This window comes from Bradyrhizobium sp. USDA 4486 (assembly GCF_054057995.1).
Genome location: NZ_JBSRZV010000001.1, coordinates 1 through 22,195 on the forward strand (window position 1 = coordinate 1; position 22,195 = coordinate 22,195).

At 65.8% G+C, this 22,195-nt stretch carries 18 protein-coding genes and 2 pseudogenes; 12 read left to right on the forward strand and 8 right to left on the reverse strand.

Annotated features, from left to right (window positions below):
- From ACVWY3_RS00005 to ligA, 4 genes are all read left to right on the forward strand, one after another.
- A partial coding sequence (locus ACVWY3_RS00005) for a UDP-3-O-acyl-N-acetylglucosamine deacetylase (RefSeq protein WP_456836619.1) occupies positions 1–373 on the forward strand: 373 nt, incomplete at its 5' end.
- Positions 374–616: 243 nt separating this feature from the next.
- A complete protein-coding gene (locus ACVWY3_RS00010) occupies positions 617–1,504 on the forward strand; it encodes an outer membrane protein assembly factor BamD (protein ID WP_456836620.1) in 888 nt (295 codons plus the stop codon).
- 25 nt (positions 1,505–1,529) lie between these two features.
- Positions 1,530–3,203 (forward strand): DNA repair protein RecN, encoded by a 1,674-nt coding sequence (recN, locus tag ACVWY3_RS00015; RefSeq protein ID WP_456836621.1) that lies wholly within the window; start codon positions 1,530–1,532, stop codon positions 3,201–3,203.
- A 162-nt stretch (positions 3,204–3,365) separates the two neighbouring features.
- Positions 3,366–5,522, forward strand: coding sequence for an NAD-dependent DNA ligase LigA (gene ligA / locus ACVWY3_RS00020; RefSeq protein WP_456836622.1), 2,157 nt, complete (start codon positions 3,366–3,368; stop codon positions 5,520–5,522).
- Between the two features lie 116 nt (positions 5,523–5,638).
- Here the strand turns inward: ligA and ACVWY3_RS00025 are convergent, their stop codons facing one another.
- Together ACVWY3_RS00025 and ACVWY3_RS00030 are read right to left on the reverse strand one after the other, a co-directional pair.
- On the reverse strand, positions 5,639–6,916 hold the full coding sequence (locus tag ACVWY3_RS00025; protein WP_456836623.1) for a multidrug effflux MFS transporter: 1,278 nt from the start codon (positions 6,914–6,916) through the stop codon (positions 5,639–5,641).
- Between the two features lie 334 nt (positions 6,917–7,250).
- Positions 7,251–9,080: an aminopeptidase P family protein gene (locus ACVWY3_RS00030; protein WP_456836624.1), complete on the reverse strand. Its 1,830-nt coding sequence runs from the start codon at positions 9,078–9,080 to the stop codon at positions 7,251–7,253.
- Between the two features lie 188 nt (positions 9,081–9,268).
- Here ACVWY3_RS00030 and ACVWY3_RS00035 point away from each other — a divergent pair, with 188 nt between their 5' ends.
- A complete protein-coding gene (locus tag ACVWY3_RS00035; protein ID WP_456836625.1) occupies positions 9,269–9,448 on the forward strand; it encodes a hypothetical protein in 180 nt (59 codons plus the stop codon).
- A 108-nt stretch (positions 9,449–9,556) separates the two neighbouring features.
- On the opposite strand, the gene ACVWY3_RS00040 is transcribed toward ACVWY3_RS00035, so the two are convergent.
- Positions 9,557–10,444: a 50S ribosomal protein L11 methyltransferase gene (locus tag ACVWY3_RS00040; protein WP_456836626.1), complete on the reverse strand. Its 888-nt coding sequence runs from the start codon at positions 10,442–10,444 to the stop codon at positions 9,557–9,559.
- 166 nt (positions 10,445–10,610) lie between these two features.
- On the opposite strand from ACVWY3_RS00040, the gene ACVWY3_RS00045 reads away from it, so the two are divergent.
- On the forward strand, positions 10,611–10,766 hold the full coding sequence (locus tag ACVWY3_RS00045) for a Flp family type IVb pilin (protein ID WP_456836627.1): 156 nt from the start codon (positions 10,611–10,613) through the stop codon (positions 10,764–10,766).
- 286 nt (positions 10,767–11,052) lie between these two features.
- Here the strand turns inward: ACVWY3_RS00045 and ACVWY3_RS00050 are convergent, their stop codons facing one another.
- Positions 11,053–12,663 (reverse strand): phytoene desaturase family protein, encoded by a 1,611-nt coding sequence (locus tag ACVWY3_RS00050; protein ID WP_456836628.1) that lies wholly within the window; start codon positions 12,661–12,663, stop codon positions 11,053–11,055.
- A 270-nt stretch (positions 12,664–12,933) separates the two neighbouring features.
- On the opposite strand from ACVWY3_RS00050, the gene ACVWY3_RS00055 reads away from it, so the two are divergent.
- Entirely contained in the window at positions 12,934–15,213 is a 2,280-nt protein-coding gene (locus ACVWY3_RS00055; protein WP_456836629.1) for a fused MFS/spermidine synthase, read from the forward strand.
- Between the two features lie 277 nt (positions 15,214–15,490).
- Positions 15,491–16,747 carry a hypothetical protein gene (locus ACVWY3_RS00060; protein ID WP_456836630.1) on the forward strand — a complete coding sequence of 419 codons (1,257 nt, stop codon included), beginning with the start codon at positions 15,491–15,493 and terminating at the stop codon, positions 16,745–16,747.
- Positions 16,748–16,749: 2 nt separating this feature from the next.
- On the opposite strand, the gene ACVWY3_RS00065 is transcribed toward ACVWY3_RS00060, so the two are convergent.
- Positions 16,750–17,559: a L,D-transpeptidase gene (locus ACVWY3_RS00065; RefSeq protein WP_456836631.1), complete on the reverse strand. Its 810-nt coding sequence runs from the start codon at positions 17,557–17,559 to the stop codon at positions 16,750–16,752.
- A 278-nt stretch (positions 17,560–17,837) separates the two neighbouring features.
- On the opposite strand from ACVWY3_RS00065, the gene ACVWY3_RS00070 reads away from it, so the two are divergent.
- Positions 17,838–18,002 (forward strand): hypothetical protein, encoded by a 165-nt coding sequence (locus ACVWY3_RS00070; RefSeq protein ID WP_456836632.1) that lies wholly within the window; start codon positions 17,838–17,840, stop codon positions 18,000–18,002.
- Here the strand turns inward: ACVWY3_RS00070 and ACVWY3_RS00075 are convergent.
- The gene (locus tag ACVWY3_RS00075; RefSeq protein WP_456836633.1) at positions 17,984–18,745 is read right to left on the reverse strand and encodes an ABC transporter permease; all 762 of its coding nucleotides are present in this window, start codon (positions 18,743–18,745) and stop codon (positions 17,984–17,986) included. The genes ACVWY3_RS00070 and ACVWY3_RS00075 overlap by 19 nt on opposite strands.
- Positions 18,742–19,665: an ABC transporter ATP-binding protein gene (locus ACVWY3_RS00080; protein WP_456836634.1), complete on the reverse strand. Its 924-nt coding sequence runs from the start codon at positions 19,663–19,665 to the stop codon at positions 18,742–18,744. Before ACVWY3_RS00080 ends, ACVWY3_RS00075 begins: the two co-directional genes overlap by 4 nt.
- Before the next feature lie 285 nt (positions 19,666–19,950).
- On the opposite strand from ACVWY3_RS00080, the gene ACVWY3_RS00085 reads away from it, so the two are divergent.
- Positions 19,951–20,670: a hypothetical protein gene (locus ACVWY3_RS00085; RefSeq protein WP_456836635.1), complete on the forward strand. Its 720-nt coding sequence runs from the start codon at positions 19,951–19,953 to the stop codon at positions 20,668–20,670.
- Between the two features lie 69 nt (positions 20,671–20,739).
- Here ACVWY3_RS00085 and ACVWY3_RS00090 read toward each other — a convergent pair.
- Positions 20,740–20,856: pseudogene (locus ACVWY3_RS00090) on the reverse strand (alpha/beta hydrolase); the annotation flags it as partial.
- On the opposite strand from ACVWY3_RS00090, the pseudogene ACVWY3_RS00095 reads away from it, so the two are divergent.
- Both ACVWY3_RS00095 and ACVWY3_RS00100 read left to right on the forward strand, forming a co-directional pair.
- Positions 20,828–21,064, forward strand: a pseudogene (locus tag ACVWY3_RS00095) (CGNR zinc finger domain-containing protein); the annotation flags it as partial. The pseudogenes ACVWY3_RS00090 and ACVWY3_RS00095 overlap by 29 nt on opposite strands.
- A 151-nt stretch (positions 21,065–21,215) precedes the next feature.
- On the forward strand, positions 21,216–22,163 hold the full coding sequence (locus ACVWY3_RS00100; protein WP_456836636.1) for a LysM peptidoglycan-binding domain-containing protein: 948 nt from the start codon (positions 21,216–21,218) through the stop codon (positions 22,161–22,163).
- Positions 22,164–22,195 lie beyond the last annotated feature (32 nt).

The window sequence follows — 22,195 nt, forward strand, 5'->3', positions numbered from 1 at the left end:
GTGCGATGTCGCCCGTCTCTGGAGCGCGGGCTACGCGCTCGGCGCCTCCTTCGACAATACTGTCGTGTTCGACGACGAGCGGCTCCTGAACACCGAAGGCCTGCGCTACTCCGACGAATGCGCCCGCCACAAGGTGCTGGACGTGATCGGTGACCTCGCGCTGGCGGGCCTGCCGCTGCTCGGCGCCTATCATTCGGTTCGCGGCGGTCACAAGCTCAACCATGCCGTCCTGAGCGCGCTGCTCGCCGATCGAACGGCTTGGCGCGTCGTCGAGGGCGAGGCGGCTCGCCGCACCACGCGCCCGCTGGGCGAAGTCGGTGGCGGTATCGTCGGCGGCCGGATCGCGGCGGCCTACGGACCGGACGTGTCCTGAACAAACCGCTGTCGCAGGTGCGCGACTGCCTTCTCCCCGGGAAACTCCTGGTAACCATGATCGGCTAGCATTGCGGCAATTTCGCCTTAATCCGGGCGGAATGCCTGCCTATCGGGTGGGCTAGCGATCGTTTTCGGTTACTCCTGCGTGGTCGCATGGCAGGCACCACGGTCACATTTCGCGCCCATGACCGGGTTCATGGGCTGGCGGGCACCGCATCACAGGGCGTCAGGTCTTAAATTCATGTCGGCACAGCGTACGACGCGCGGATATCTCTCGGTCTCGTCTGGCGCCCGCGGGCTGCTCCACGCCGCCACCTTCGTCCTGCTCGCGCTGCCGCTGGCCGGCTGCGGCACCGGCGGGCTCTGGGATAAGTTCACCGCCAAGGACGACACCTTCGTCGAGGAGCCCGCCGACAAGATCTACAATGAGGGCCTGTACCTCATGAACGAGAAGAAGGACATGAAGGCGGCGAACAAGAAGTTCGAAGAGGTCGACCGCCAGCATCCTTATTCCGACTGGGCCCGCAAATCGCTGCTGATGTCGGCCTACGCCTCCTACCAGGGCGGCGACTATGACGGCTGCATCGGCGCCGCCACCCGCTACGTCACCCTGCATCCCGGCAGCCCGGACGCGGCCTATGCGCAGTACCTGATCGCCGCCTCCCATTATGACCAGATTCCGGACGTCAGCCGCGACCAGGCCCGCACCGAGAAGGCGATCGCCGCGCTGGAAGAGGTGGTGCGCAAATATCCGAACTCGGAATATGCGACCTCGGCCAAGGCCAAGATCGAGGGTGCGCGCGACCAACTCGCCGGCAAGGAGATGAGCGTCGGCCGTTACTACGCGCAGAAGCGCGACTACACTGCGGCGATCAACCGCTACAAGACCGTCGTGACGCAGTACCAGACCACGCGCCACGTCGAGGAGGCGCTATTCCGCCTCACCGAGGCCTATATGGCGATCGGCATCGTCGGCGAGGCGCAGACCGCGGCCGCCGTGCTCGGCCACAATTTTCCTGACAGCCGCTGGTACAAGGACGCCTATAATCTTGTAAAATCGGGCGGTCTCGAACCGAGCGAGAATCAGGGGTCCTGGATCAGCCGGACCTTCAAGAAGATAGGTCTGTAGGTCCTCGGCTAGGAAATCTGGTTCCATGCTGGCGCGTCTGTCGATCCGTGACATCGTCCTGATCGAACGGCTCGATATCGAATTCGCCACCGGCCTTGCGGTTTTGACCGGCGAGACCGGTGCGGGCAAATCCATCCTGCTCGATGCCTTTGCGCTGGCCCTCGGCGGCCGCGGCGACGCCGGCCTCGTGCGTCACGGCGCCGAGCAGGGGCAGGTCACCGCCGTCTTCGATATCGCCAAGAATCACCCAGCGGCAAAAATCCTTGCCGAGAACGGCCTTGAGGACACCGGCGAGATGATTCTCCGCCGGGTGCAGCTCGCCGACGGCCGCACCCGCGCCTTCATCAACGACCAGTCGATCAGCGTTCAGACGCTGAAGGCGGTCGGTGCCGCCTTGGTCGAGATCCACGGTCAGCACGACGAGCGCGCGCTGGTCGATGCCGCCACTCACCGCCGCCTGCTCGACGCCTATGCCGGGCTGGAGAAGGACGTCGGCGCCGTCGAATCGCTCTGGGAGGCCCGCCGCACCGCCAACACCGCGCTGGAAGCGCACCGCGCTGGCATGGAGCGCGCCGCGCGCGAGGCCGACTATCTGCGCCATGCCTCCGACGAATTGAAGCAGCTCGCGCCCAAGGACGGCGAGGAGACCGCGCTGGCCTCGCGCCGCACCACCATGATGCAGGGCGAGAAGATCGCCTCCGATCTGCGCGAGGCGCAGGAGGCGGTCGGCGGCAATCATTCGCCGGTTGCGGCGCTGTCAGCCGCAGTCCGCCGGCTGGAGCGCCGCGGCGTGAACTCGCCGGCGCTGGTCGCGCCTGCCGTGCGGGCGATCGACGCCGCGATCAACGCGCTGGAGGAGGCCGATCAGCATCTCCAGGCCGCGCTTGCCGCGACCGATTTCGACCCGGCCGAGCTCGAACGCATCGAGGAACGGCTGTTCGCACTTCGCGCCGCCTCGCGCAAATATTCGACACCGGTCGATGGACTCGCTGCGTTGGCCGCCAAATATGCCGCCGACGTCGTGCTGATCGACGCCGGCGCCTCGCAGCTCAAGAAGCTGGAGCAGGCCGCGATCGAGGCCGATTCGCGCTATGCGGCTGCCGCCAAGAAGCTGTCGTTGGCGCGACAGAAATCCGCGGAGAAGCTCAACAAGGCCGTCAATGCCGAGCTGGCCCCGCTCAAGCTCGAACGCGCCAAGTTCATGACCCAGGTCGACACCGACGAGGCCGCGCCAGGCCCGCAGGGTTTCGACCGGGTCGAGTTCTGGGTGCAGACCAATCCGGGCACGAGGCCGGGACCGCTGATGAAGGTCGCCTCCGGCGGCGAGTTGTCGCGCTTCCTCCTGGCGCTCAAGGTCGTACTGTCCGACCGCGGCTCGGCGCCGACCCTGGTCTTCGACGAGATCGACACCGGCGTCGGCGGTGCGGTCGCGGACGCCATCGGCGCGCGGCTGGCGCGCCTTGCCGGCAAGGTGCAGGTGATGGCCGTGACCCATGCCCCGCAGGTCGCCGCCCGCGCCGACCAGCATTTGCTGATCTCCAAGGATGCGCTTGACAAGGGCAAGCGCGTCGCCACCCGCGTCAACGCGCTCGCCGCCGATCATCGCCGCGAGGAAATCGCCCGCATGCTCGCCGGCGCCGAGATCACCGCGGAGGCGAGGGCGGCCGCGGAGAGGTTGCTCAAGGCGGCGACGGCATAGGCTTCCGTGTCCCGGACGCGCGCAGCGCGAGCCGGGACCCAGAACGTCGCGACATGGGCCCCGGCTCTGCAGCGCAGCGCTGAAGAAGCGCTGCGCTGCGTCCGGGGCACGAGATTTCCACACGCCTTTACCGTGCTACCCCCTCCGTCGTATCCAAGCACCATGGCAAGAGCAGCAAAATCCCAGGCAAGGCCGCCGCTTCGCGACGTCACTGAACTCACCAAGGCGCAGGCCAAGGTCGAGCACACGCGGCTTGCGCTCGAGCTCGAAGAGCACGACCGCCGCTACTATCAGGAGGACGCGCCGACCGTCACCGACGCCGAATACGATGCGCTACGCCAGCGCTTCAACGCGATCGAGAAGCGCTTTCCGGAATTCGTCAGCGCGGACTCGCCCTCGCAGAAGGTCGGCGCCGCGCCGTCGGGACGCTTCAGGAAGGTGCGTCACTCGCTTCCCATGTTGTCGCTCGACAACGCCTTTGCCGAAGAGGACGTGCGCGACTTCGTCGGCCGCATCGTGCGGTTCCTGAAGCTCGACGACGACAAGGTCGATTTCTCCGCCGAGCCGAAGATCGATGGCCTGTCGATGTCGCTGCGCTACGAGGGCGGCGAGCTCGTCACCGCGGCGACGCGCGGCGACGGCGCGGAGGGCGAGGACGTCACCGCCAACATCCGCACGCTCGAAGACGTGCCGCAGAAGCTGAAGGGGCGCAACATCCCCGACATCTGCGAGGTGCGCGGCGAGGTCTACATGACCAAGAAGGCGTTCCTCGCGCTCAACGAGCGGCAGAAGGCCGCCGGCGACACCATCTTCGCCAATCCGCGCAACTCGGCCGCGGGCTCGCTGCGGCAGAAGGACCCGACCATCACCGCCTCGCGTCCGCTCGGCTTCTTCGCCTATGCCTGGGGCGAGATGAGCGCGATGCCCGAGGGCACGCAGAGCGGCATGATCGGCTGGTTCGAACGCTGCGGCTTCAAGACCAATCCGCTGACCAAGCTGTGCCACTCCGTCGAGGAGCTGCTCGCCTTCCATCATTCGATCGAGGAGCAGCGCGCACGGCTCGACTACGATATCGACGGCGTCGTCTACAAGGTCGACCGCATCGACTGGCAGGAGCGTCTCGGCTTCGTCTCGCGCACGCCCCGCTGGGGCATCGCGCACAAATTCCCGGCCGAGCGCGCCATGACGGTGCTACGCGACATCGAGATCCAGGTCGGGCGGACCGGCTCGTTCACGCCGGTCGGCAAGCTCGAGCCGGTCGGCGTCGGCGGCGTGATCGTGCAGAACGTCACGCTGCACAACGAGGACTACATCAGGGGTGTCGGCAACAAGGGCGAGGTGCTGCGCGAGGGCCGCGACATCAGGATCGGTGACACCGTCGTGATCCAGCGTGCCGGCGACGTCATTCCGCAGGTGGTCGACGTCGTCCTCGACAAGCGGCCAAAGACCGCCAAGGAATTCCACTTCCCCAAGAAGTGCCCATGCCCGCTGCACACCGACGTCACGCGTGCGGAGACGGCGACCGGCGAGGAGGGCTCGCGCGCCCGCTGCACCGGCGAGTTCGCCTGCCCCTATCAGAAGATCGAGCACCTCAAGCTGTTCGTCTCGCGCCGCGCCTTCGACATCGATGGTCTCGGCGAAAAGCAGCTCCAGTATTTCTTCGATGAAGGATGGGTCAAGGAGCCCGCCGACATCTTCACGCTGGAGAAGCGCAATTCGAAACTGAAGCTCGAGGAGATCGAAGGCTACGGCGCGACCTCGGTGCGCAACCTATTCGGCGCGATCGAGAGCCGGCGCAGGATCGCGCTGGAGCGCTTCGTCTATGCGCTCGGCATGCGCCATGTCGGCGAGACCACTGCGCTGGCGCTGGCGCGCGGCTACGGCTCCTGGGACGCGTTCCACGATGCCTGTCTCAAGGTCGCCAAGGGCGACGAGGAGGCGATGGCGGAGATGGATGCGCTCGACCAGATCGGCGACACCGTGATCAAGAGCATCGCCGATTATTTCGGCGAGAGCCACAATCGCGGCATCGTCGAGCGGCTGACGAAAGAGGTCGAGATCATCGACGCCGAGAAGCCGAAGAGCAACTCGGCGGTGGCCGGCAAGACGGTGGTGTTCACCGGCTCGCTGGAGAAGATGACGCGCGACGAGGCCAAGGCGACCGCGGAGCGTCTGGGCGCGAAAGTGTCAGGCTCGGTGTCGAAGAAGACCGATCTCGTCGTCGCCGGCCCCGGCGCCGGCTCGAAGCTCGCCGACGCGAACAAGCACGGGGTCAAGGTGCTGACCGAGGACGAGTGGCTGAAGCTGATCGGGGAGTGAGCTCACCCGTCATTGCGAGGAGCGAAGCGACGAAGCAATCCAGACTGTCACCGCTGAGGTAGTCTGGATTGCTTCGCTTCGCTCGCAATGACGGCTGGGCACGCGCTTTGCGCCGCTCACATCATCCCGCTCTCTTCCCCTTCCGCCTGCTCAATCAATTCCTCGCTCACCATCACCTCGCGGCGGGGGACGACGAAGATCATCATGCAGGCACAGAGCAGCGAGATTGCCAGCACCGCCGAGATCAGCGGCAGCGTCGTTGCTGAATGGCCGCCCAGATAGGCGCCGAATTGCGACATCTGCGCGCCGATGCCCTGCTGGAGGAAGCCCATCGCGCCCGAGGCGGTGCCGGCCGCCTCGGGGCGGATGCTGATCGCGCCGGCGGCGGAGTTCGCCATCACAAAGGCATTGCCGAGCATCACGATCATCTGAGTGCCGAACAGCCAGAAGGGCGCCTCGTTCCATCCGGTCAAGCTCCAGACCAGGTTCAATAAGCTGCCGCAGAGCTGCAGGCCGAGCCCGAGCCAGATCAGCCGCTCCAGCGAGTGCCTGGGCGCAAAGCGTACGCAGAGGAGGTTGCCGACCAGATACGCAAAGCCGGTTGTTGCGAACCAGGCGCCGTATTCGGCGCCGGAGCGGCCCATCTGCGTCACCACGATGTAGGGGCCGCCGCCGGCGAAGGTGAAGATGATCTGCGAGGCCAGCACCTGGCACATCACGTAGCCGACGAAGGCGCGGTTGCGGATCAGAATGCCGACGTCGCGGCGAAAGCCGCTGCCGGGGGCGCGGGTGCGGCGCGTTTCCGGCAGCGCGATCGCGATACCGACGGCGACGGTGAGCGCGCCGATCGTGATGGCATAGAAGATCGCGCGCCAGCCGAACGCGGTCTCGATCAGGCCGCCGGTCAGCGGCGACACCATCTGTCCGATCATAAGCGCCGCAACCACGAGGCTGATCATCGAGGCGACGCGATCGCGCTCGTAGATGTCGCGGATGATGGCGCGGCTCACCACCATGCCGGCGGCACCGCCGAGCGCCTGGAAGAAGCGCGCGGCGATCAGCTGCGGCAGGGTCTGCGCGAAGATGCAGGCGACGCTGGCCGCGACCATCAGCGTCAGGCCGCCGAGCAGCACCGGGCGGCGGCCGAACCGGTCCGACAGCGGCCCCATGATCAGCTGCGACAGCGCGATGCCGACCATGTAGAGCGACACCGTCATCTGCGCGACCGAGATGTCGCTGCCGAAGGTCGTCGCCAGCACCGGCAGCGCCGGAACCAGCATGTAGAGCGAGATCGGCGCGATCCCGGTCATGGCGACCAGCAGCAGCAACACCACGCGCGAGGTCGCGATGCTCTTCGTCGCCGCGTCCGGCGGCCTGCTGATCATGCCATGCATAGATGTCCGTCTTTCGAATTCGAATCGACTGTAGCGTGCTCACGCAAGACGGATATCGGCGTTTCGGAATGCGGCTATTCGGATTCCGGGACGGTTACAATAACAGCGCGAGGGTGGCCGATTGAGCGCGCGCCTCATTCCGCAAAAGCGGCGTCATCGCCTGCCTTGTGCGCGGTTGCGCACTGAGGCAGGCGATCCAGTACGCCGCGGCCACTCCGGATACGTGTTCTGCCTCTGGGAATACTGGATTCCGCCTTCGCGGAGAATGACAGCGATATGTGGAGAAGCAGCGTTGCGCTAATCGCGTAGTGCCATGCATCGTCCGGCAGGCGCGCTACGCCTTCAGCTCGGCCGTCGCCTGATCGAGCCATGCCTTCGTCGCCTCATCCAGCGCCGGCCGCACCTCGGCCCGTACGCGTGCATGATAGGCGTTGAGCCAGTCGAGCTCGCCACGGCTCAGCATTGCCGCATCGATCAGCCGACGGTCGATCGGCGCCAGCGTCAATGTCTCGAACGCGTTCATCGGCTTCTCGGCGCCCTTGATGTCGGCTGCGACGACGAGCTCGAGATTTTCGATGCGGATGCCGAAGCTGTCAGTCTTGTAGTAGCCGGGCTCGTTGGAGAGGATCATGCCACGCTTCAGCGGCGTGGTGCCGAGCTTCGAGATGCGCGCGGGCCCTTCATGCACACTGAGGTAGCTGCCGACGCCGTGGCCGGTGCCGTGCTCGAAATCGACGCCGGCGGACCAGAGATATTGCCGCGCCAAGGTGTCGAGCTGCGCGCCCGTGGTCCCGTCGGGAAACACGGCGCGCGCGATCGCGATGTGCCCGCGCAGCACGCGGGTGAAGCGGTCGCGCATCTCTTCCGTCGGCTGCCCCACCGCCATGGTGCGGGTGACGTCGGTGGTGCCGTCTTCATATTGCGCGCCGGAATCGATCAGCAGGAGATCGCCGGGCGCGATGCGCCGGTTGCTCTTGCGGGTGACGCGGTAATGCACGATGGCGCCGTTGGGACCCGTGCCGGAGATGGTCGGGAACGAGACATCCTTCAGCGCGCCGGTGTCGCGGCGGAACGTCTCCAGCGCCTCGACGGCGTCGATCTCGGTGAGCTTGCCGCTTCCCGCCTCGCGGTCGATCCATGCGAGGAAACGCGCCAGCGCCACGGCGTCGCGCACATGGGCGGTTTTCGTGCCGGCGATCTCGGTCGCGTTCTTGATCGCTTTGAGCAGTGCGATCGGATCGTTGCCGCGCACCGGCTTGCCGCCGGCGCCTGCGATCAATCGGCTCAGCGCATCGGCTGCGGTGGCATTGTCGAGTGCGATGGCCGCGCCGCTTCGAGCCAGCGCCATCAGCGTCGGCGCCATCGCGTCGGGCTCGCGTACGTCGGCGGACTGCTCGAGATGGTCGCGCGTCAGGTTCGAGAGCTTGCGCTGATCGATGAAGATGGTGGGGCGGCCGTCCTTCGGCACCAGCGCATAGGACAGCGGCAGCGGCGTGTGGGCGACGTCGGCGCCGCGGATGTTGAAGGTCCAGGCCACCGCATGGCTGTCGGACAGCACCAGTGCATCGACGCCCAGCTTGTCGATCTCCGTCCTGATCTGCGCGATCTTCGCGGCCTCGGCGATCCCCGCATATTGCAGGCCGTGGACAGCGACCGGGGCGAGCGGCGGCGGCGGCCGGTCCTGCCAGATCGCATCGATAGGATTGCTGTCGACGGCGACCAGCTCGGCGCCGGCCTTGGCGCAAGCAGCCGCGAGGCGCTCGGCTGCCGCAGAAGTGTGCAGCCACGGATCAAATCCTAGGCGGTCGCCGGCTTTCAGGTGCGCGGAAACCCAGCTCTCCGGCGGCGGATCGATCAGCGATTCCACCGCCCAGGCTTTTGCGTCGACCTGTTTGGCAGCCTGGATGGTGTAGCGGCCGTCGACGAACACCGCGGCCTCGTGCGTCAGCACCACGGCCACTCCCGCCGAGCCGGTAAAGCCGGTCAGCCAGGCGAGCCGCTCTTCCGACGGGGCCACATATTCGTTCTGCTGCTGATCGGCGCGTGGAACGACGAAGCCGGTCAGCTTGCGGCGGGCGAGCTCTTCACGGAGCGCGGCAAGGCGCGCCGTCAATGCGACGCCGGCCTCGGGCTCCTCGAATGTCTGGAAGTGCGCTTCGAACATGACGGGCTCAATCTAGGACCATGGGGATCGGTCCGCAATCCGGACGCAATTGCGCCGCATCTGGCATGGACTGTGCTTGAAAATGTGCCATTCGAACTGAGTGGAGTACAGGATGCAGCAGTTGCGCTTCGTCCGGATGACAGGGAAATTCGAGCAAGTGGTTCATCTCAACGGCGAGGGGACACACGATGCCAGCGTTCACGTTTGAAAAGATCAAGCCGCCGGTCCGCGGCGCCCCGGCCGCAACACAGCCTGAGAAGCCGCGCGGCCTCATCAGCCAGATGATCGACCGTTTCGCCGAACGCCGCGCCAGGCGCGCCTTGCGGGGCAAGCGCGCGATGCAACGGGACGAGAAGCCGGCGAAGTAGGGCGGCAGCGATGCTGCCGCAAAGGCGCGAAGCGCCATGCCCACGGCCTTTCTCCAGCGGCGACAGATGGTGGGCACGCTTCGCTTTGCCCAACCTACGGTACCTCGCTCAATCCACCTTCCGCAGCAACAAGCTGCTCCAGCCTTCGATCCGCAGGTGCCTGAGCGGTGCGAGGCCGCGTGCACGGTAGGCGGCGATCACGGCGGGCGCCTGGTGCGTGAGCAGGCCGGAGAGGATGACGCGCGCGCCAGGCGCAAGGTGCCGCGCCATTGGGCCGGCCAGTTGCCGGAGCGGGTTGGCAAGGATGTTGGCCAGCACCAAGTCGAACGGGCCGGATCTGGCAAAATTGGGGGCGGCAAAGCCGGTCGCGCGGATCACCCGGACGCAGGTGCCGACTTCGTTCAGCGCCGCGTTCTCGGCCGCCACCCGCACGGAGGGCGCGTCGATGTCGGTGGCCAGCACCGCGCGATGCAGCGCCTTCGCCGCCGCGATGGCGAGCACGCCGGTCCCGGTGCCGAGGTCGAGAATGCTTCGCGGCTGGGAACTCTTAAGGACATGGTCAAGCAACAGTAAACAGCCGCGGGTGGTGCCGTGGTGGCCGGTGCCGAAGGCGAGGGCCGCCTCGATCTCGATCTTGAGCTTGTTCGGCGCGACGCGGTCGCGATCGTGGCTGCCATGCACGACGAAGCGTCCGGCCGGCACCGGGACGAGATCTTCCAGGCTTGCCTTGACCCAGTCCTTGGCCTCGACCGTGTCGAAGACGAGAGACGCCGCGATCTCATTTCCTGCTGAAGTTGCAACGAGTTCGCGCAACAATTCCTGATCCGGCGCGTCGGCGAAATGCAGCGTGACGTCCCATTGTCCGTCGGGCCGCTCGAATGCGGCGACCGCCGCATCGCCCTCGAAGAATATCTCGGTGAGGACATCTACGACGCGCTTTGCCGAGGCCTCGTCGGCAATCGAAAAGCTGGCGCGGTGGGTGGGGGAAAGCTGCATCCTACGGTTCCCGTCGCGTTCAATTTATGGAACTTTTGTTCCCAATTTTGCGTACAACTTGCAATTCGCCAATTAACCCGACTGAAGGCTGCGCCACCGTAGATTTGCGGATGTTGGGGCTGACCAACGCAGCTTGAAATGGAAACGGAGGCGAGTCTTGAAGTCCATGGTTTCGAAGTTCTGGTCCGATGAATCGGGGGCGACCGCGATCGAATACGGCCTGATTGCAGCCGGTATTGCGCTGGCGATCATCACTGTGGTGAACGGCCTCGGCAGCTCGATGAACGATAAGTTCGGTTCGATTAGCAGCTCCTTGAAGTAATTTCCGCCTCCGATTTCCAGCGGGGCACCTTTCTTCATAGACTCATTCGACAACCCGCCCGCTGGGGAAATGCCCCCTAGCGGGCGAGGTCGTTTTGAAGGCTGATTCTCACAAGAAAGCCACAGCCTGTCCCGTCCTTATGCCTGACGCTGTCCACGCCGTTATCCCGCCGGTCATCCCCAGCTTGTCCACGGCCTTTCAACAGGGGTTTGCCCGGCTTGCAGCGCGGGGGCCCGCCGGCCTGCCACAGCTTTGCCGGCGGCCTGTCCACAGCCCATCCACACACCTATCCACGGCTACCGAACAGCGAGCGGTGATCCCTCAGGATCGCCTGCGCCGCGTTGTGGCCGGGGGCACCGGTGACGCCGCCGCCGGGATGGGCGCCGGAGCCGCAATGATAAAGGCCTTTGAGAGGGCCGCGATAGTCGGCATGGCCCAGCATCGGCCGCGCCGAGAACAGCTGGTTCAGGGTCAGCGCGCCGTGGAAGATGTCGCCGCCGAGGAGACCGAACTGCCGTTCGAGATCGAGCGGCGACAGGATCTGGCGGCCGAGCACGCTTGCCGCAAAGCCCGGCGCATAGTTGTCCACGGTCGCGATCATGAGATCGGCGACCTCATCGCGATGCTCGTCCCAGGACTTTCCGTCGGGCAGTTCCGGCGCAACGTGCTGACAGAACAGGCTCGCGACGTGCTTGCCCTCCGGCGCCAGCGTGTCATCGAGCGTCGAGGGGATCAGCATCTCGACGACGGGTGACCTGCTCCAGCCCTGCGCGCGCGCATCGAGATAGGCGCGGTCCATGTAGGGAAGGCTTGGCGCGATGATGATGCCGGAGGTGAGGTGATCGCCGTCGCCGGATAGCGCCGTGAAGGAGGGCAGGCGGTCCAGCGCCACGTTCATTCGGAAGGTGCCGGAGCCGTTCTTCCAATGCCTTATGCGCGCAAGGAAATCCGCCGGCAGGGCATCGGCCGCGATCAGGTGCGTGTAGAGCAGCTTTGGATTGACGTTGGCCGCGACGTATTTCGCGCGAATGGCCGTGCCGTTTTCCAGCGCCACGCCGACAGCGCGATCGCGCTCGACGATCACCTCGCGCACGCCGGCATCAAGGTCGATCACGACACCACGGCTCTGCGCGGCGCGCGCCATCGCCTGCGTGATCGCACCCATGCCGCCGATGGCATGACCCCAGACGCCCTTCTTGCCGTTCACCTCGCCAAAGGCGTGGTGCAGCATCACATAGGCCGAGCCGGCGGCGTAGGGGCTGGCGTAGTTGCCGACGATCGCGTCGAAGCCGAACAGCGCCTTGACCAGATCGTGCTCGAAGCGTTCATCCAGCATCTCGCCGGCCGAGCGGGTGAAGAGGTCGAGCAGGCTGCGGCTCTGTTCCAACGTGAGCCCGCGCAGGATATTGGCGCTCTGCAATGCGTTGACGGCCTCGCGGATCGCAGCCGGGCCAAACCCATCGAGCAGGTTCGGCGGCGCGCGCAGCACGAATTGCCTGAGCACGTCGGCGATGTCCTCCAGCTCGCGCGAAAACCCGTCGAGTGCCTCAGCATCATGCGCGCTGAGCCGCGCGACCGACGCTTTGGTCCGTCCCTCGCCGGTGAGGAGATAGCTGCCGTCCGGCGCGGGCAGGAAATTCTGCGCGCGCCGTTCGACCACGCGCAGGCCGTGGTCGGCGAGGCCCAAATCCCGGATCACCTGCGGATTGAGCAGGCTCACCGTGTAGGCCGCGACCGAATTGCGGAAGCCCGGATGAAACTCTTCGGTCACCGCGGCCCCGCCGACCACTTTGCGGCGCTCGACCACGCGCACGCGCAGGCCTGCGCTCGCGAGATAGGCCGCGCAGGTGAGGCCGTTATGGCCAGCGCCGATGATGACGACGTCGGTTTCGGTCATGAAGGATTCGTGGCCCAGTCTACCGCCATTCCGGGGCTCGCGAAGCGAGAACCCGGAATCGAGGTTCCGGTTCGCCTCTTCGAGGCGCCCCGGAACGACTCTCTTATATCAAGCATTCCCCTCTGCAACATCACGTGCGCCTTTATTGCCCGTTCAGGCGCGCTGTGCTCCATTGCGCGCGGTCCGGCGCCCGCCGGAGGGTTTTGTTCGACGCGTTCTCTCGCGCGAGCCGGTGCCCACTTCGCTGGAAAACGCTTTGCCGGAGCTTTCATGGATTCGATCGTGCAACCCGCCGCCACGGAGCAGCCGTCGTCGTCACGCAACCGGCTGCTGCTGACGGTCTACACCGCCGCGATCTTCGTCAGCGCGCTGCTGCTGTTCTCGGTGCAGCCGCTGTTCACGAAGATGGTGCTGCCGCGGCTCGGCGGCTCGCCGGCGGTGTGGTCGGTGGCGATGGTGTTCTTCCAGTCGCTGCTGCTCGCCGGCTACGCCTATGCGCATCTGCTGATGCAGGTGAAGAGCCGTGTCATTCCGGTTGCGGTGCATCTGGTGCTGCTGATCGCGGCGTTCGCCACCCTGCCGCTTGGCATCGCCTCTGCCTATGGCGAGCCGCCGGCCTCGGGCTACGCATTCTGGCTGCTTGGCCTGTTCGTCGTCTCGATCGGCCTGCCGTTCTTCGCGCTCGCCGCCAACAATCCGCTGCTGCAGGCCTGGTTCGTCCGCACCGGCCATCCTGCCGGCCACGATCCCTATTTCCTCTATGCCTCCTCCAACATCGGCAGCTTCCTCGCGCTGTTGTCCTATCCGTTCCTGCTGGAGCCGATGTTCACGCTGCATGCGCAGAACCGGTTCTGGACCGGCGGTTATGGCCTTCTGATCCTCCTGATTGGCGGCTGCGGTGCGCTGCTGCTGCGCTCGCCGAGGCTGCCCGTGGTCGATGCGCAAGCCGAGGAGATCAACGCACCGGCCCCGGGTCTGCTGACGCGGCTACGCTGGATCCTCCTTGCGGCGGTGCCGTCGGGCCTGCTCATCGCCGTCACCGCGCACATCTCGACCGACGTCGCGGCGGCGCCGCTGCTATGGGTGCTGCCGCTTTCGCTCTATCTGCTCACCTGGGTGGTGGTGTTCCAGTCGCGGCCGCTGCTGCCGCACAAATGGATGCTGATGCTTCAGCCGGTCGCCATCGCCGGCGTCATCGTGCTGCTGGCTTTCGGCGGCGAGCAGAACCTGCTGCTGACGCTCGGCGGTCACCAGCTGTGCTTCTTCGTCATCGCCATGGCCTGCCATGGCGAGCTGGCGCGGACCCGGCCGGCCGCCAAATATCTCACGGGCTTCTATGTCGCGCTGTCGTTCGGCGGCATGGTCGGCGGCCTGTTTGCCGGTCTCGTTGCTCCCTTCACCTTCTCGTGGATCGCCGAATATCCGATTCTGGTCGCGCTTGCCGCGCTGTGCCGGCCGCCCGCCAGCGAGCGTCTCGCCGCTGTCGTCAAATGGTACTGGCTGGTGCTCGCCGCGCTCGCGATGGCGCTCGTTGTGCCGTCCACCACCACGGGCGATCTGACGACCTGGTTCGAGGATCACCGCGTCTGGGTCGCCGGCGGCGTCGGTGTGCTTGCCGCGCTGCTCGCACTGACATTCAATGCGGACCGCTGGAAGATCTTTGCAACCGTCGCGCTGGCGCTGGCCTTGATCCGAATCTATCCCGCGGACGAGGGCCGCGTCACAACGGTGCGCAGCTTTTTCGGCGTGCACAAGATCGTTGTGACGCCCGGCGGCTATTTCCACGTGCTGATGCACGGCACCACGATCCACGGCGCGGAGCGCTTCCTCAACAATGACGGCACGCCCGTCGCCGGACGGCCGGAGCCGATCACCTATTATCACCGGGATGGCGGCATCGGTCAGGCTGTCACCGCGATGCGCGAGCGCAAGGGCGGGCCGCTGAAGGTCGCCGCGATCGGCGTCGGCTCGGGCACGCTCGCCTGCGCCGCCGAACCTGGCGAGGACTGGAAGTTCTTCGAGATCGACCAGTCGATGGTGGATGCTGCGCGCGATCCGAGGAATTTCCGTTACATATCGAGCTGCCTGCCCGACCTGAAGCCTGTCATCGGGGATGCGCGTCTCACTTTCGCCAAGGAGCCCGACGGCGCCTACGATCTCATCATCGTCGATGCCTATTCGTCGGATGCGATCCCGATTCATCTGGCGACCCAAGAGGCGATGAAAATCTACAAGGACAAGCTCGCCCCGCACGGCGCCGTGGTGATGCACGTCTCCAACCGGCATCTCGATCTGGAGCCCGTCGTGGTCGGCATCGCCGATGCCAACGATCTGAAGAGCTGGGTCTACAACGAGGATTCGGGGCGCGATTCCGACTACATCTTCTCGACCGACGTCGTCATCTCCGCGCGCGATGCGGACGACGTCGGCAGGATCGCATCCTCCAAGCAATGGGAGGAAACCGAAGCCGACGACAGGGTGCGGGTCTGGACCGACGATTATTCCAACATTTTGGGCGCGCTGTACCGGCGGATAAGGGACGGCGAATAGTCGACTCTGGAGCATCTCTCGTGTCCCGGACGCAGCGCAGCGCCATAAGCGCGTTTCCGCGCCCCTTCGAGACGCCATCGCGGTGCACTGCAGAGCCGCGGGCCCACAATCCGGGTTCCGGCTCTGCGTCGCGTCAGTTCATGCCGCGCCGCGTCCGGGACACGAGACGGCGCGATTTCCCACGATCGAGCCGTTCATGCCCGCCGGCGAAGGCTGTTGACGGCGGTGGCGGAAGGCCGACACTGGCCGCGGGCGGGATCGGATTCGGACGACTTAGATGCAGCGCATCTTCATCGCGATGGCGGCGGCTTTCATGCTTGGACAGGCGGCGGCAAAGGATGTGCTTTCGGGTGCTGTTCTCTATGCCGATGTCGAACGCTACGCCTCCTTCGGCCTGCACCGCTTCGGCTCGCCCGGCGACCGCGCCACCGCGGACTGGATCGCCGGCGAGATGAGGCAGGCGGGGTTCGACGTCAGCTTCCAGCCCGTCGTGCTCGGGCGGCAATACGTTGTCGAGCAGGCCAGCGTCGATGCCGGCGGCGCGCGCGTGGAGGCGACACCGTTCTGGTGGCCGCCGGAAGACAAAGCGAGCTTCCATCTCACAGCGCCGCTCGCGCGCGATGGTGATGTCGTCGGAAAGATCCTCTTGCTCGACCTGCCGTTCGATCGCGGCGCCTATCTTGGCCCCGCCCACCGCGCGGCGATCAGCGAGGCGGTGGCGAGGAAGCCTGCAGCGATCCTCCTGACGATCGGCAATCCCGCGGACGACCGCTTCGCCTACAACGTCACGCAGGAGGACGCGCCATGGCCGGTGCCGGTGATCGTGGTCGGCGCCAATTCGCGCGCGACGTTCGAGCGCGCGCTGGTGTCAGGCCCGCCTGTCAGCCTTGACGTCAAGGGCCATTACGAGCGCGATGTCGCAGGCCGCAACGTCATCGCCTCGATCGGCACCGGCCCGACCATGGTCGTCTCCACGCCGATGACCGGCTGGTACAGCTGCGTGTGCGAGCGCGGCCCCGGCATCGCCAATTTCCTCGCGCTCGCGCGCACTGTCGCTGCGGAAAAATGGCCGGCGCATTTCGTTTTCATCGCCACCGCGGGCCATGAGATCGGCCATGGCGGCATGGAGCTGTTCCTGAAGCACGGCGCACCGGCGCCGAAGGACACGCTGGCATGGATTCACTTCGGCTCGTCGAACGCGTGCTATGCCTTTGCGAAAGGAGCCCGCACCGACCGGCCTGAGGAAGAACGCTATCTCGTGCTGAGCAAATCGGCCGTCGCGCTTGCCGACGAGGCCTTCGCCAGGGTCGATGCCAAACGTCTGGTGACGGAGAAGCAGGCGGTCGGAGAGCTGCGCGACGTGCATGCGGCGGGCTATGCCAACTTCCTCGGCATGGCCGGCCGCCATCGGACGTTCCACACGCCCTCGGACGATCTCGCTGCGACCGGTCCCGACATCCTCGAGCCGGTCGCCCGCGCCTTCGTCGACGCGGCGCGAAAGATCGTCGAACGCGGCGAGGGCGCGTTCAGATAACCTCAATTCTGATAGTAATAGCCGCGCGGCTGATAATATTGCCGCGGCTGCGGCTGATAGTAGCCCTGCTGGCCATAGCCCTGATTGTAGTACGGCTGCGGCTGCTGCTGATAGACCTGCGCATCATAGAGCGGGCGGCCGGCCGAGCGCGGTGCCGGATAGCGCGCGCCGGTGTCGCTGCCATCGGCAGGATAAATGTAGTTGTCGTCCTGCGGCATGTAGCGGCGGGCGGGCTGCGCCGGCGGCGCCAGGTTCACGGGATCGCCAGTGGTGGCGTACTGTTCGTCAGCAGGCTGCTGCGGGGCGCGCGCCACTGCGGTGTTGGCGCGGCCGCGCGGATTGCGCGCCAGCGCCACCTGCGCCGAGCCGGTCAATGTCACCGTGGTGTTGAGCACACCCTGCTGCTGCACCAGCGCGTAGAGCGTCGAGGCGTTCTGCCGCGATAGCCGAACGCAGCCATGCGACGCGGGCGAGCCGAGACGGCCGACCGAGTCGGTGCCGTGAATGGCGTGTCCGACCTTGGTGAAGAAGATCGAATGCGGCATCGGCGCGTCGTCGAATTCCTTGGAGAAGTGATCCTCTTCCATGCGGAAGGCGCGGAAGGCGCCGTTCGGCGTCTCGCGCGAGGGGATGCCGGTTGACACCGGCCAGTGATAGCGGGTCACGCCGTCGACGACGACGGTCATCTGCTGATTGTCCTTGTCGATGGTAATGTCGACTTTGGCCTGCGCGGTACCCGCGCTCAAAAGCATCAGGGAAGTGAACGCGATTAAATATGAACGCATCTGACGTCTGGCCTCCGGCCTGTTCATGCAACGCGCCGCGGCTCTCCGTCCCCCGGCGTGCAATATGCCTGCAATCCGGCTTTCGTTCCAGCGGCCTAGCCGCCCATCGTTAACGTGATGCGTGATGTAAGCAAGGCCGCTTTGTGCCGCGTGGCGAGCGGCGATGCTGACATTTTCGCGAGCGGACGCGCATTCACAACGCCGACAATTTGTCACAAAGGCGCAACCATCTGGCCGGTTCGAACATTGACTGTGGCCCGCCTCGACAGGCGGCGTCCGCCGCCAAATACCCTTTGGAATCGAAGATGAACAAAGCCCGTATCGCCGCCGCAGACCTGCCGGCCGGTCTGCCCGCCCGCCTGCTGTTCGCAGCCGCGGCCATGCTGCTTGCTCTGTTGGCGCTGCCGCACGCCGGCCACGGGCTCGCCCTTCGGGCGGCCGGAATGACAGCTCAATTCTTCAGCCGGTAGCCGGTGCGGAAAATCCACCAGATGACGGCGAGGCAGATCGCCAGGAATGCCAGCGTCATGCCGATGCTGACGGAGACGCTGACGTCGGCAATCTCGTAAAAGCTCCAGCGGAAGCCCGAGATCAGATAGACGACCGGATTGAGCAGCGCGACCGTGCGCCAGCCCGCCGGCAGCATGTCGATTGAATAGAAGCTGCCGCCGAGGAAGGTCAGCGGCGTCACCACCAGCATCGGGATCATCTGCAGCTTCTCGAAGCCATCGGCCCAGATGCCGATGATGAAGCCGAACAGGCTGAACGTCACCGCCGTCAGCACCAGGAAAGCCAGCATCCAGATCGGATGATGGATGTGCAGCGGCACGAACAGACCCGCTGTCGCCAGGATGATCAGGCCGAGGATGATCGACTTGGTCGCGGCGGCGCCGACATAGCCGAGCACGATCTCGAAGTAGGAGATCGGCGCCGACAGGATCTCGTAGATCGTGCCGGTGAATTTCGGGAAGTAGATGCCGAACGAGGCGTTGGCGATGCTCTGCGTCAGCACCGAGAGCATGATCAGGCCCGGCACGATGAAGGTGCCGTAGCTGACGCCTTCGACCTGGCTGATGCGCGAGCCGATCGCGGCGCCGAACACCACGAAATAGAGCGATGTCGACACCACCGGCGAGACGATGCTTTGCAGCAGCGTTCGCCAGGTGCGCGCCATTTCGAACAGATAGATGGCGCGGATGGCGCGGTGATTCATGACGTCCTCACGAGGTCGACGAAGATGTCCTCGAGCGACGATTGCGTCGTGTCGAGATCGTTGAAGCGGATGCCGGCGGTGCGGAGGTCGCTGAGCAGGCTGGTGATGCCGGTGCGCTCGCCCTTGGTGTCGTAGTCGTAGACCAGGGTCGCGCCGCTGTCGCAAAGGTCGAGCTCGTAATGCGCGAGGCTCTCCGGCAGCGAGGCGATCTTGCCCTGCAGATGCAGCGTCAGCCGCTTCTTGCCGAGCTTCTGCATCAAGGTCGTCTTGTCCTCGACCAGCACGATCTCGCCCTTGTTGATGACGCCGATACGGTCGGCCATCTCCTCGGCTTCCTCGATGTAGTGCGTGGTGAGGATGATGGTGACGCCGGACTGCTGGAGGGTGCGCACCACCTCCCACATGCCTTTGCGCAGCTCGACGTCGACGCCGGCGGTGGGCTCGTCCAGGAACAGCACCTGCGGCTCATGCGACAGCGCTTTCGCGATCATCACGCGGCGCTTCATGCCGCCGGAGAGCGTGATGATCTTGTTGTCCTTCTTGTCCCACAGCGAGAGATCCTTCAGCACCTTCTCGATATGCGCAGGATTCTTCGGCTTGCCGAACAGGCCGCGGGAGAAGCTCACCGTCGCCCACACGCTTTCGAAGGCGTCGGTGTGCAGTTCCTGCGGCACCAGCCCGATCAGCGAGCGGGCCTTGCGGTAGGAGGTCTGGATGTCCTCGCCGCCGACCAGAACCTTGCCTTCACTGGGATTGGCGATGCCGCAGATGATTGAGATCAGCGTGGTCTTGCCGGCGCCGTTCGGCCCGAGCAGCGCAAAGATCTCGCCGCGCTTGATGTCGAGATTGACGTTCTTGAGCGCCTTGAAGCCGGACCCATAGGTCTTCGACAGATTGGCGACGGAAATGATGGAGGACATGATGGCCGCAAAGCTGGGGGCAAAGGCTGGGGAAGGAAGGCTGGACCCATTGGGAGGCGGGTCAGCGGTGCCCTGAGATAGGAAGGCCCTTGCCCGGTCGCAATTGCCCGGAGAAAAATGGCCTCAAAACGGGCCGTCGAGTGGCAGGTTCCGGGCGAGTGTTGCGCGATGGTCACGGCTTGCGGCGAAGATTGCCGTTCACGCGCCTCTTTGTTGCGTCTGCGAGCGGGCCGTGGCTACGATTCCGGACAATCGCAAAGCGTATCGTCCCCAGGGAAAACATCGATGAGACCGAACGGCCGTCACACCGCCGGCGCCAGCCAGTCGTCCGCCCTCCGCGCGTGGGCGCTGGCCCTGCTTCTGCTGTCAGCTGTTGCCATGAGCCCGACCACCGCCCGGGCGGCGCCGAGCCAGGCCGCGGCCGCGACGACCCATGTCTACCTGCTCCGCGGCGTGCTCAACATCTTCTCGCTCGGTCTCGACACGATCGGCGCCCGGCTCCAGGCGCAGGGCATCCCGGTGACCGTCGCCAACTTCGTGTCCTGGTCCTCACTCGCCGATGAAGCCGCGACCGCCTACAAGGCCGGCCGCCTCAAGACCATCATCCTGGTCGGCCATTCCTCCGGCGCGACCGCGCTGCCGGACATGATCGCCAAGCTCAACCGGCTCGGCGTGCCCGTGAAGCTCGCGATCGGCCTCGACTCCGTGTTCAAGACCCAGCTCTCGACCGGCGCCGAGCGCTACATCAACATCTATATCGGCGATGGTCCCGGCGAGCCGGTGCGGGCCGCCGCAGGCCTGCGCGGCAGGCTCGACAATGTCGACGTCCGCGGCACCGGCGTCGGCCACATCTCGATCGACAAGAACGAGGCGATCCAGCGCCGCGTCATCGCCGAGATCGACGCCGCGATCATGCGCTCGCGCGCACCGGCGGCTCCCGTTGCCGAACCCGGCGCGCCGCGACCCGCGCGCTCGGCGGCGGCAACGGCTCCGGCGAGGAACTGACGTCTCTTCTCCCGTGATGTTCGGCGGCCGCGGCATTGCTACGCCGCGGCCGCTTCGCATCGGCTTCCGTTACGCCAGAAACACGCGGATCGCGTCCGCGATCTCGCGCGTGTGCGTCTCCAGCGCGAAATGGCCGGTATCGAAGAACTGCACCACCGCATTGGGATTGTCGCGCTTAAGGCGCTGGCGAACACCGGAGTCCCTGCTGCAGCCCATCGGCGAGGCGATGGCGAAGTTCGTCTGCGACGAAGACTTCTCCGATGTGAAGGCGTGCGAGGGTCACAATTGCACGATGCTGTTCGTCGATCACACCCGCAGGCGCGCACGGCGATGGTGCACGATGGCGATCTGCGGCAACCGCGCCAAGCAGGCCGCGCATAGGAGCCGGCAGTGACGAGCTCTGCTCGTCCAGCCGATCACGGACCTTTGATCCCGGGTGCCGGTACGCCGCGGCCCTGTTCCCGCGCCCCAAAAACCGCCAAATCGGTTGTCAATGAGACGGTTTGGAGGAGGTCCGTACCTCCCGTGGCGGGACTGCTGAACTGATGATCGACTTGAGGCGAGTTGTCGTGCTGGCAGCGTTTGCGCTGCTCGCCTTGAATCCCGTCGTGGCTGCGGCGTCACCGGCGAAGTCGAAGCCGGCGGCGGTCCCGGCCGTGCCCGCCGCGCCGCCTGCCGCGCCCTTCGAGCCGCTGCCGCCGCCAAAGATCTATCTGTTTCGCGGCGCCATGGGCCCGATCTTCTCGACCGGTATGGACCGGCTCAGTGAGAAGCTGACCAAGGCCGGCTTCTCGGCCGACGTCTACGAGTTCACCATCTGTCGGCTGATCGGTAACCGCGCCATCGCCAGTTACAAGGAGAGCCCGGCGCCGATCGTGCTGATCGGCCATTCCATGGGCGGGCTGTGCTCGATCGTGATCTCCGAGATCGCGGCCAAGGAGAACGTCCCGATCAGCCTTGTCATCGCCATCGATCCCGCCCACGCGACCGGCGACGTGCCGCTCAATGTCGAGCGCTTCATCAACATCTTTCTCTCCGACAGCGTGCTCGGCGGCGGCGACGTCGTGGCGGTGCCCGGCTATCGCGGTCATTATGCGAGTTACGACCTCAAGGAAAACGCCCGCGTCTCGCACATCAACATCGAGAAGTCCGACGACATCCATCGCCAGATCGTCGAGATGGTGACGCAGCTGCCGCGCATTCCGCCGCAGACCCAGGCCAACGCGGTGCCGCTGCGCTATCTCGTGCCGGGCGATACGCTGGTGGAGTTATGGGACAGCGGCGTACGTGTGCCGGTGCGCCGCGGCGACACCCTGGAGAGCATCGCCGCAGCCAACCGCGTGCCGCTGTGGACGCTCGCGCAGAGCAACTCGCTGGCAGAGAACACGCAGCTCACGCCCGGCCAGACCATCATCGTCCCGCGCCATCTGACGGCGCCCGAGCCTGCCGCCGCGATGGCAGCGCCGCCGCCGCCGCCGTCGGGGCGGAAGTAGTTTTGGTTTACCTCGCCCCGGCTTGCGGGGAG

Excerpts from the sequence above, each read along its gene's own strand:
- ACVWY3_RS00010 (WP_456836620.1), top strand. The coding sequence starts at position 617 with ATGTCGGCACAGCGTACGACGCGCGGATATCTCTCGGTCTCGTCTGGC.
- recN (WP_456836621.1), top strand. The coding sequence starts at position 1,530 with ATGCTGGCGCGTCTGTCGATCCGTGACATCGTCCTGATCGAACGGCTC.
- ligA (WP_456836622.1), top strand. The coding sequence starts at position 3,366 with ATGGCAAGAGCAGCAAAATCCCAGGCAAGGCCGCCGCTTCGCGACGTC.
- ACVWY3_RS00025 (WP_456836623.1), bottom strand. The coding sequence starts at position 6,916 with ATGCATGGCATGATCAGCAGGCCGCCGGACGCGGCGACGAAGAGCATC.
- ACVWY3_RS00030 (WP_456836624.1), bottom strand. The coding sequence starts at position 9,080 with ATGTTCGAAGCGCACTTCCAGACATTCGAGGAGCCCGAGGCCGGCGTC.
- ACVWY3_RS00035 (WP_456836625.1), top strand. The coding sequence starts at position 9,269 with ATGCCAGCGTTCACGTTTGAAAAGATCAAGCCGCCGGTCCGCGGCGCC.
- ACVWY3_RS00040 (WP_456836626.1), bottom strand. The coding sequence starts at position 10,444 with ATGCAGCTTTCCCCCACCCACCGCGCCAGCTTTTCGATTGCCGACGAG.
- ACVWY3_RS00045 (WP_456836627.1), top strand. The coding sequence starts at position 10,611 with ATGGTTTCGAAGTTCTGGTCCGATGAATCGGGGGCGACCGCGATCGAA.
- ACVWY3_RS00050 (WP_456836628.1), bottom strand. The coding sequence starts at position 12,663 with ATGACCGAAACCGACGTCGTCATCATCGGCGCTGGCCATAACGGCCTC.
- ACVWY3_RS00055 (WP_456836629.1), top strand. The coding sequence starts at position 12,934 with ATGGATTCGATCGTGCAACCCGCCGCCACGGAGCAGCCGTCGTCGTCA.
- ACVWY3_RS00060 (WP_456836630.1), top strand. The coding sequence starts at position 15,491 with ATGCAGCGCATCTTCATCGCGATGGCGGCGGCTTTCATGCTTGGACAG.
- ACVWY3_RS00065 (WP_456836631.1), bottom strand. The coding sequence starts at position 17,559 with ATGAACAGGCCGGAGGCCAGACGTCAGATGCGTTCATATTTAATCGCG.
- ACVWY3_RS00070 (WP_456836632.1), top strand. The coding sequence starts at position 17,838 with ATGAACAAAGCCCGTATCGCCGCCGCAGACCTGCCGGCCGGTCTGCCC.
- ACVWY3_RS00075 (WP_456836633.1), bottom strand. The coding sequence starts at position 18,745 with ATGAATCACCGCGCCATCCGCGCCATCTATCTGTTCGAAATGGCGCGC.
- ACVWY3_RS00080 (WP_456836634.1), bottom strand. The coding sequence starts at position 19,665 with ATGTCCTCCATCATTTCCGTCGCCAATCTGTCGAAGACCTATGGGTCC.
- ACVWY3_RS00085 (WP_456836635.1), top strand. The coding sequence starts at position 19,951 with ATGAGACCGAACGGCCGTCACACCGCCGGCGCCAGCCAGTCGTCCGCC.
- ACVWY3_RS00100 (WP_456836636.1), top strand. The coding sequence starts at position 21,216 with ATGATCGACTTGAGGCGAGTTGTCGTGCTGGCAGCGTTTGCGCTGCTC.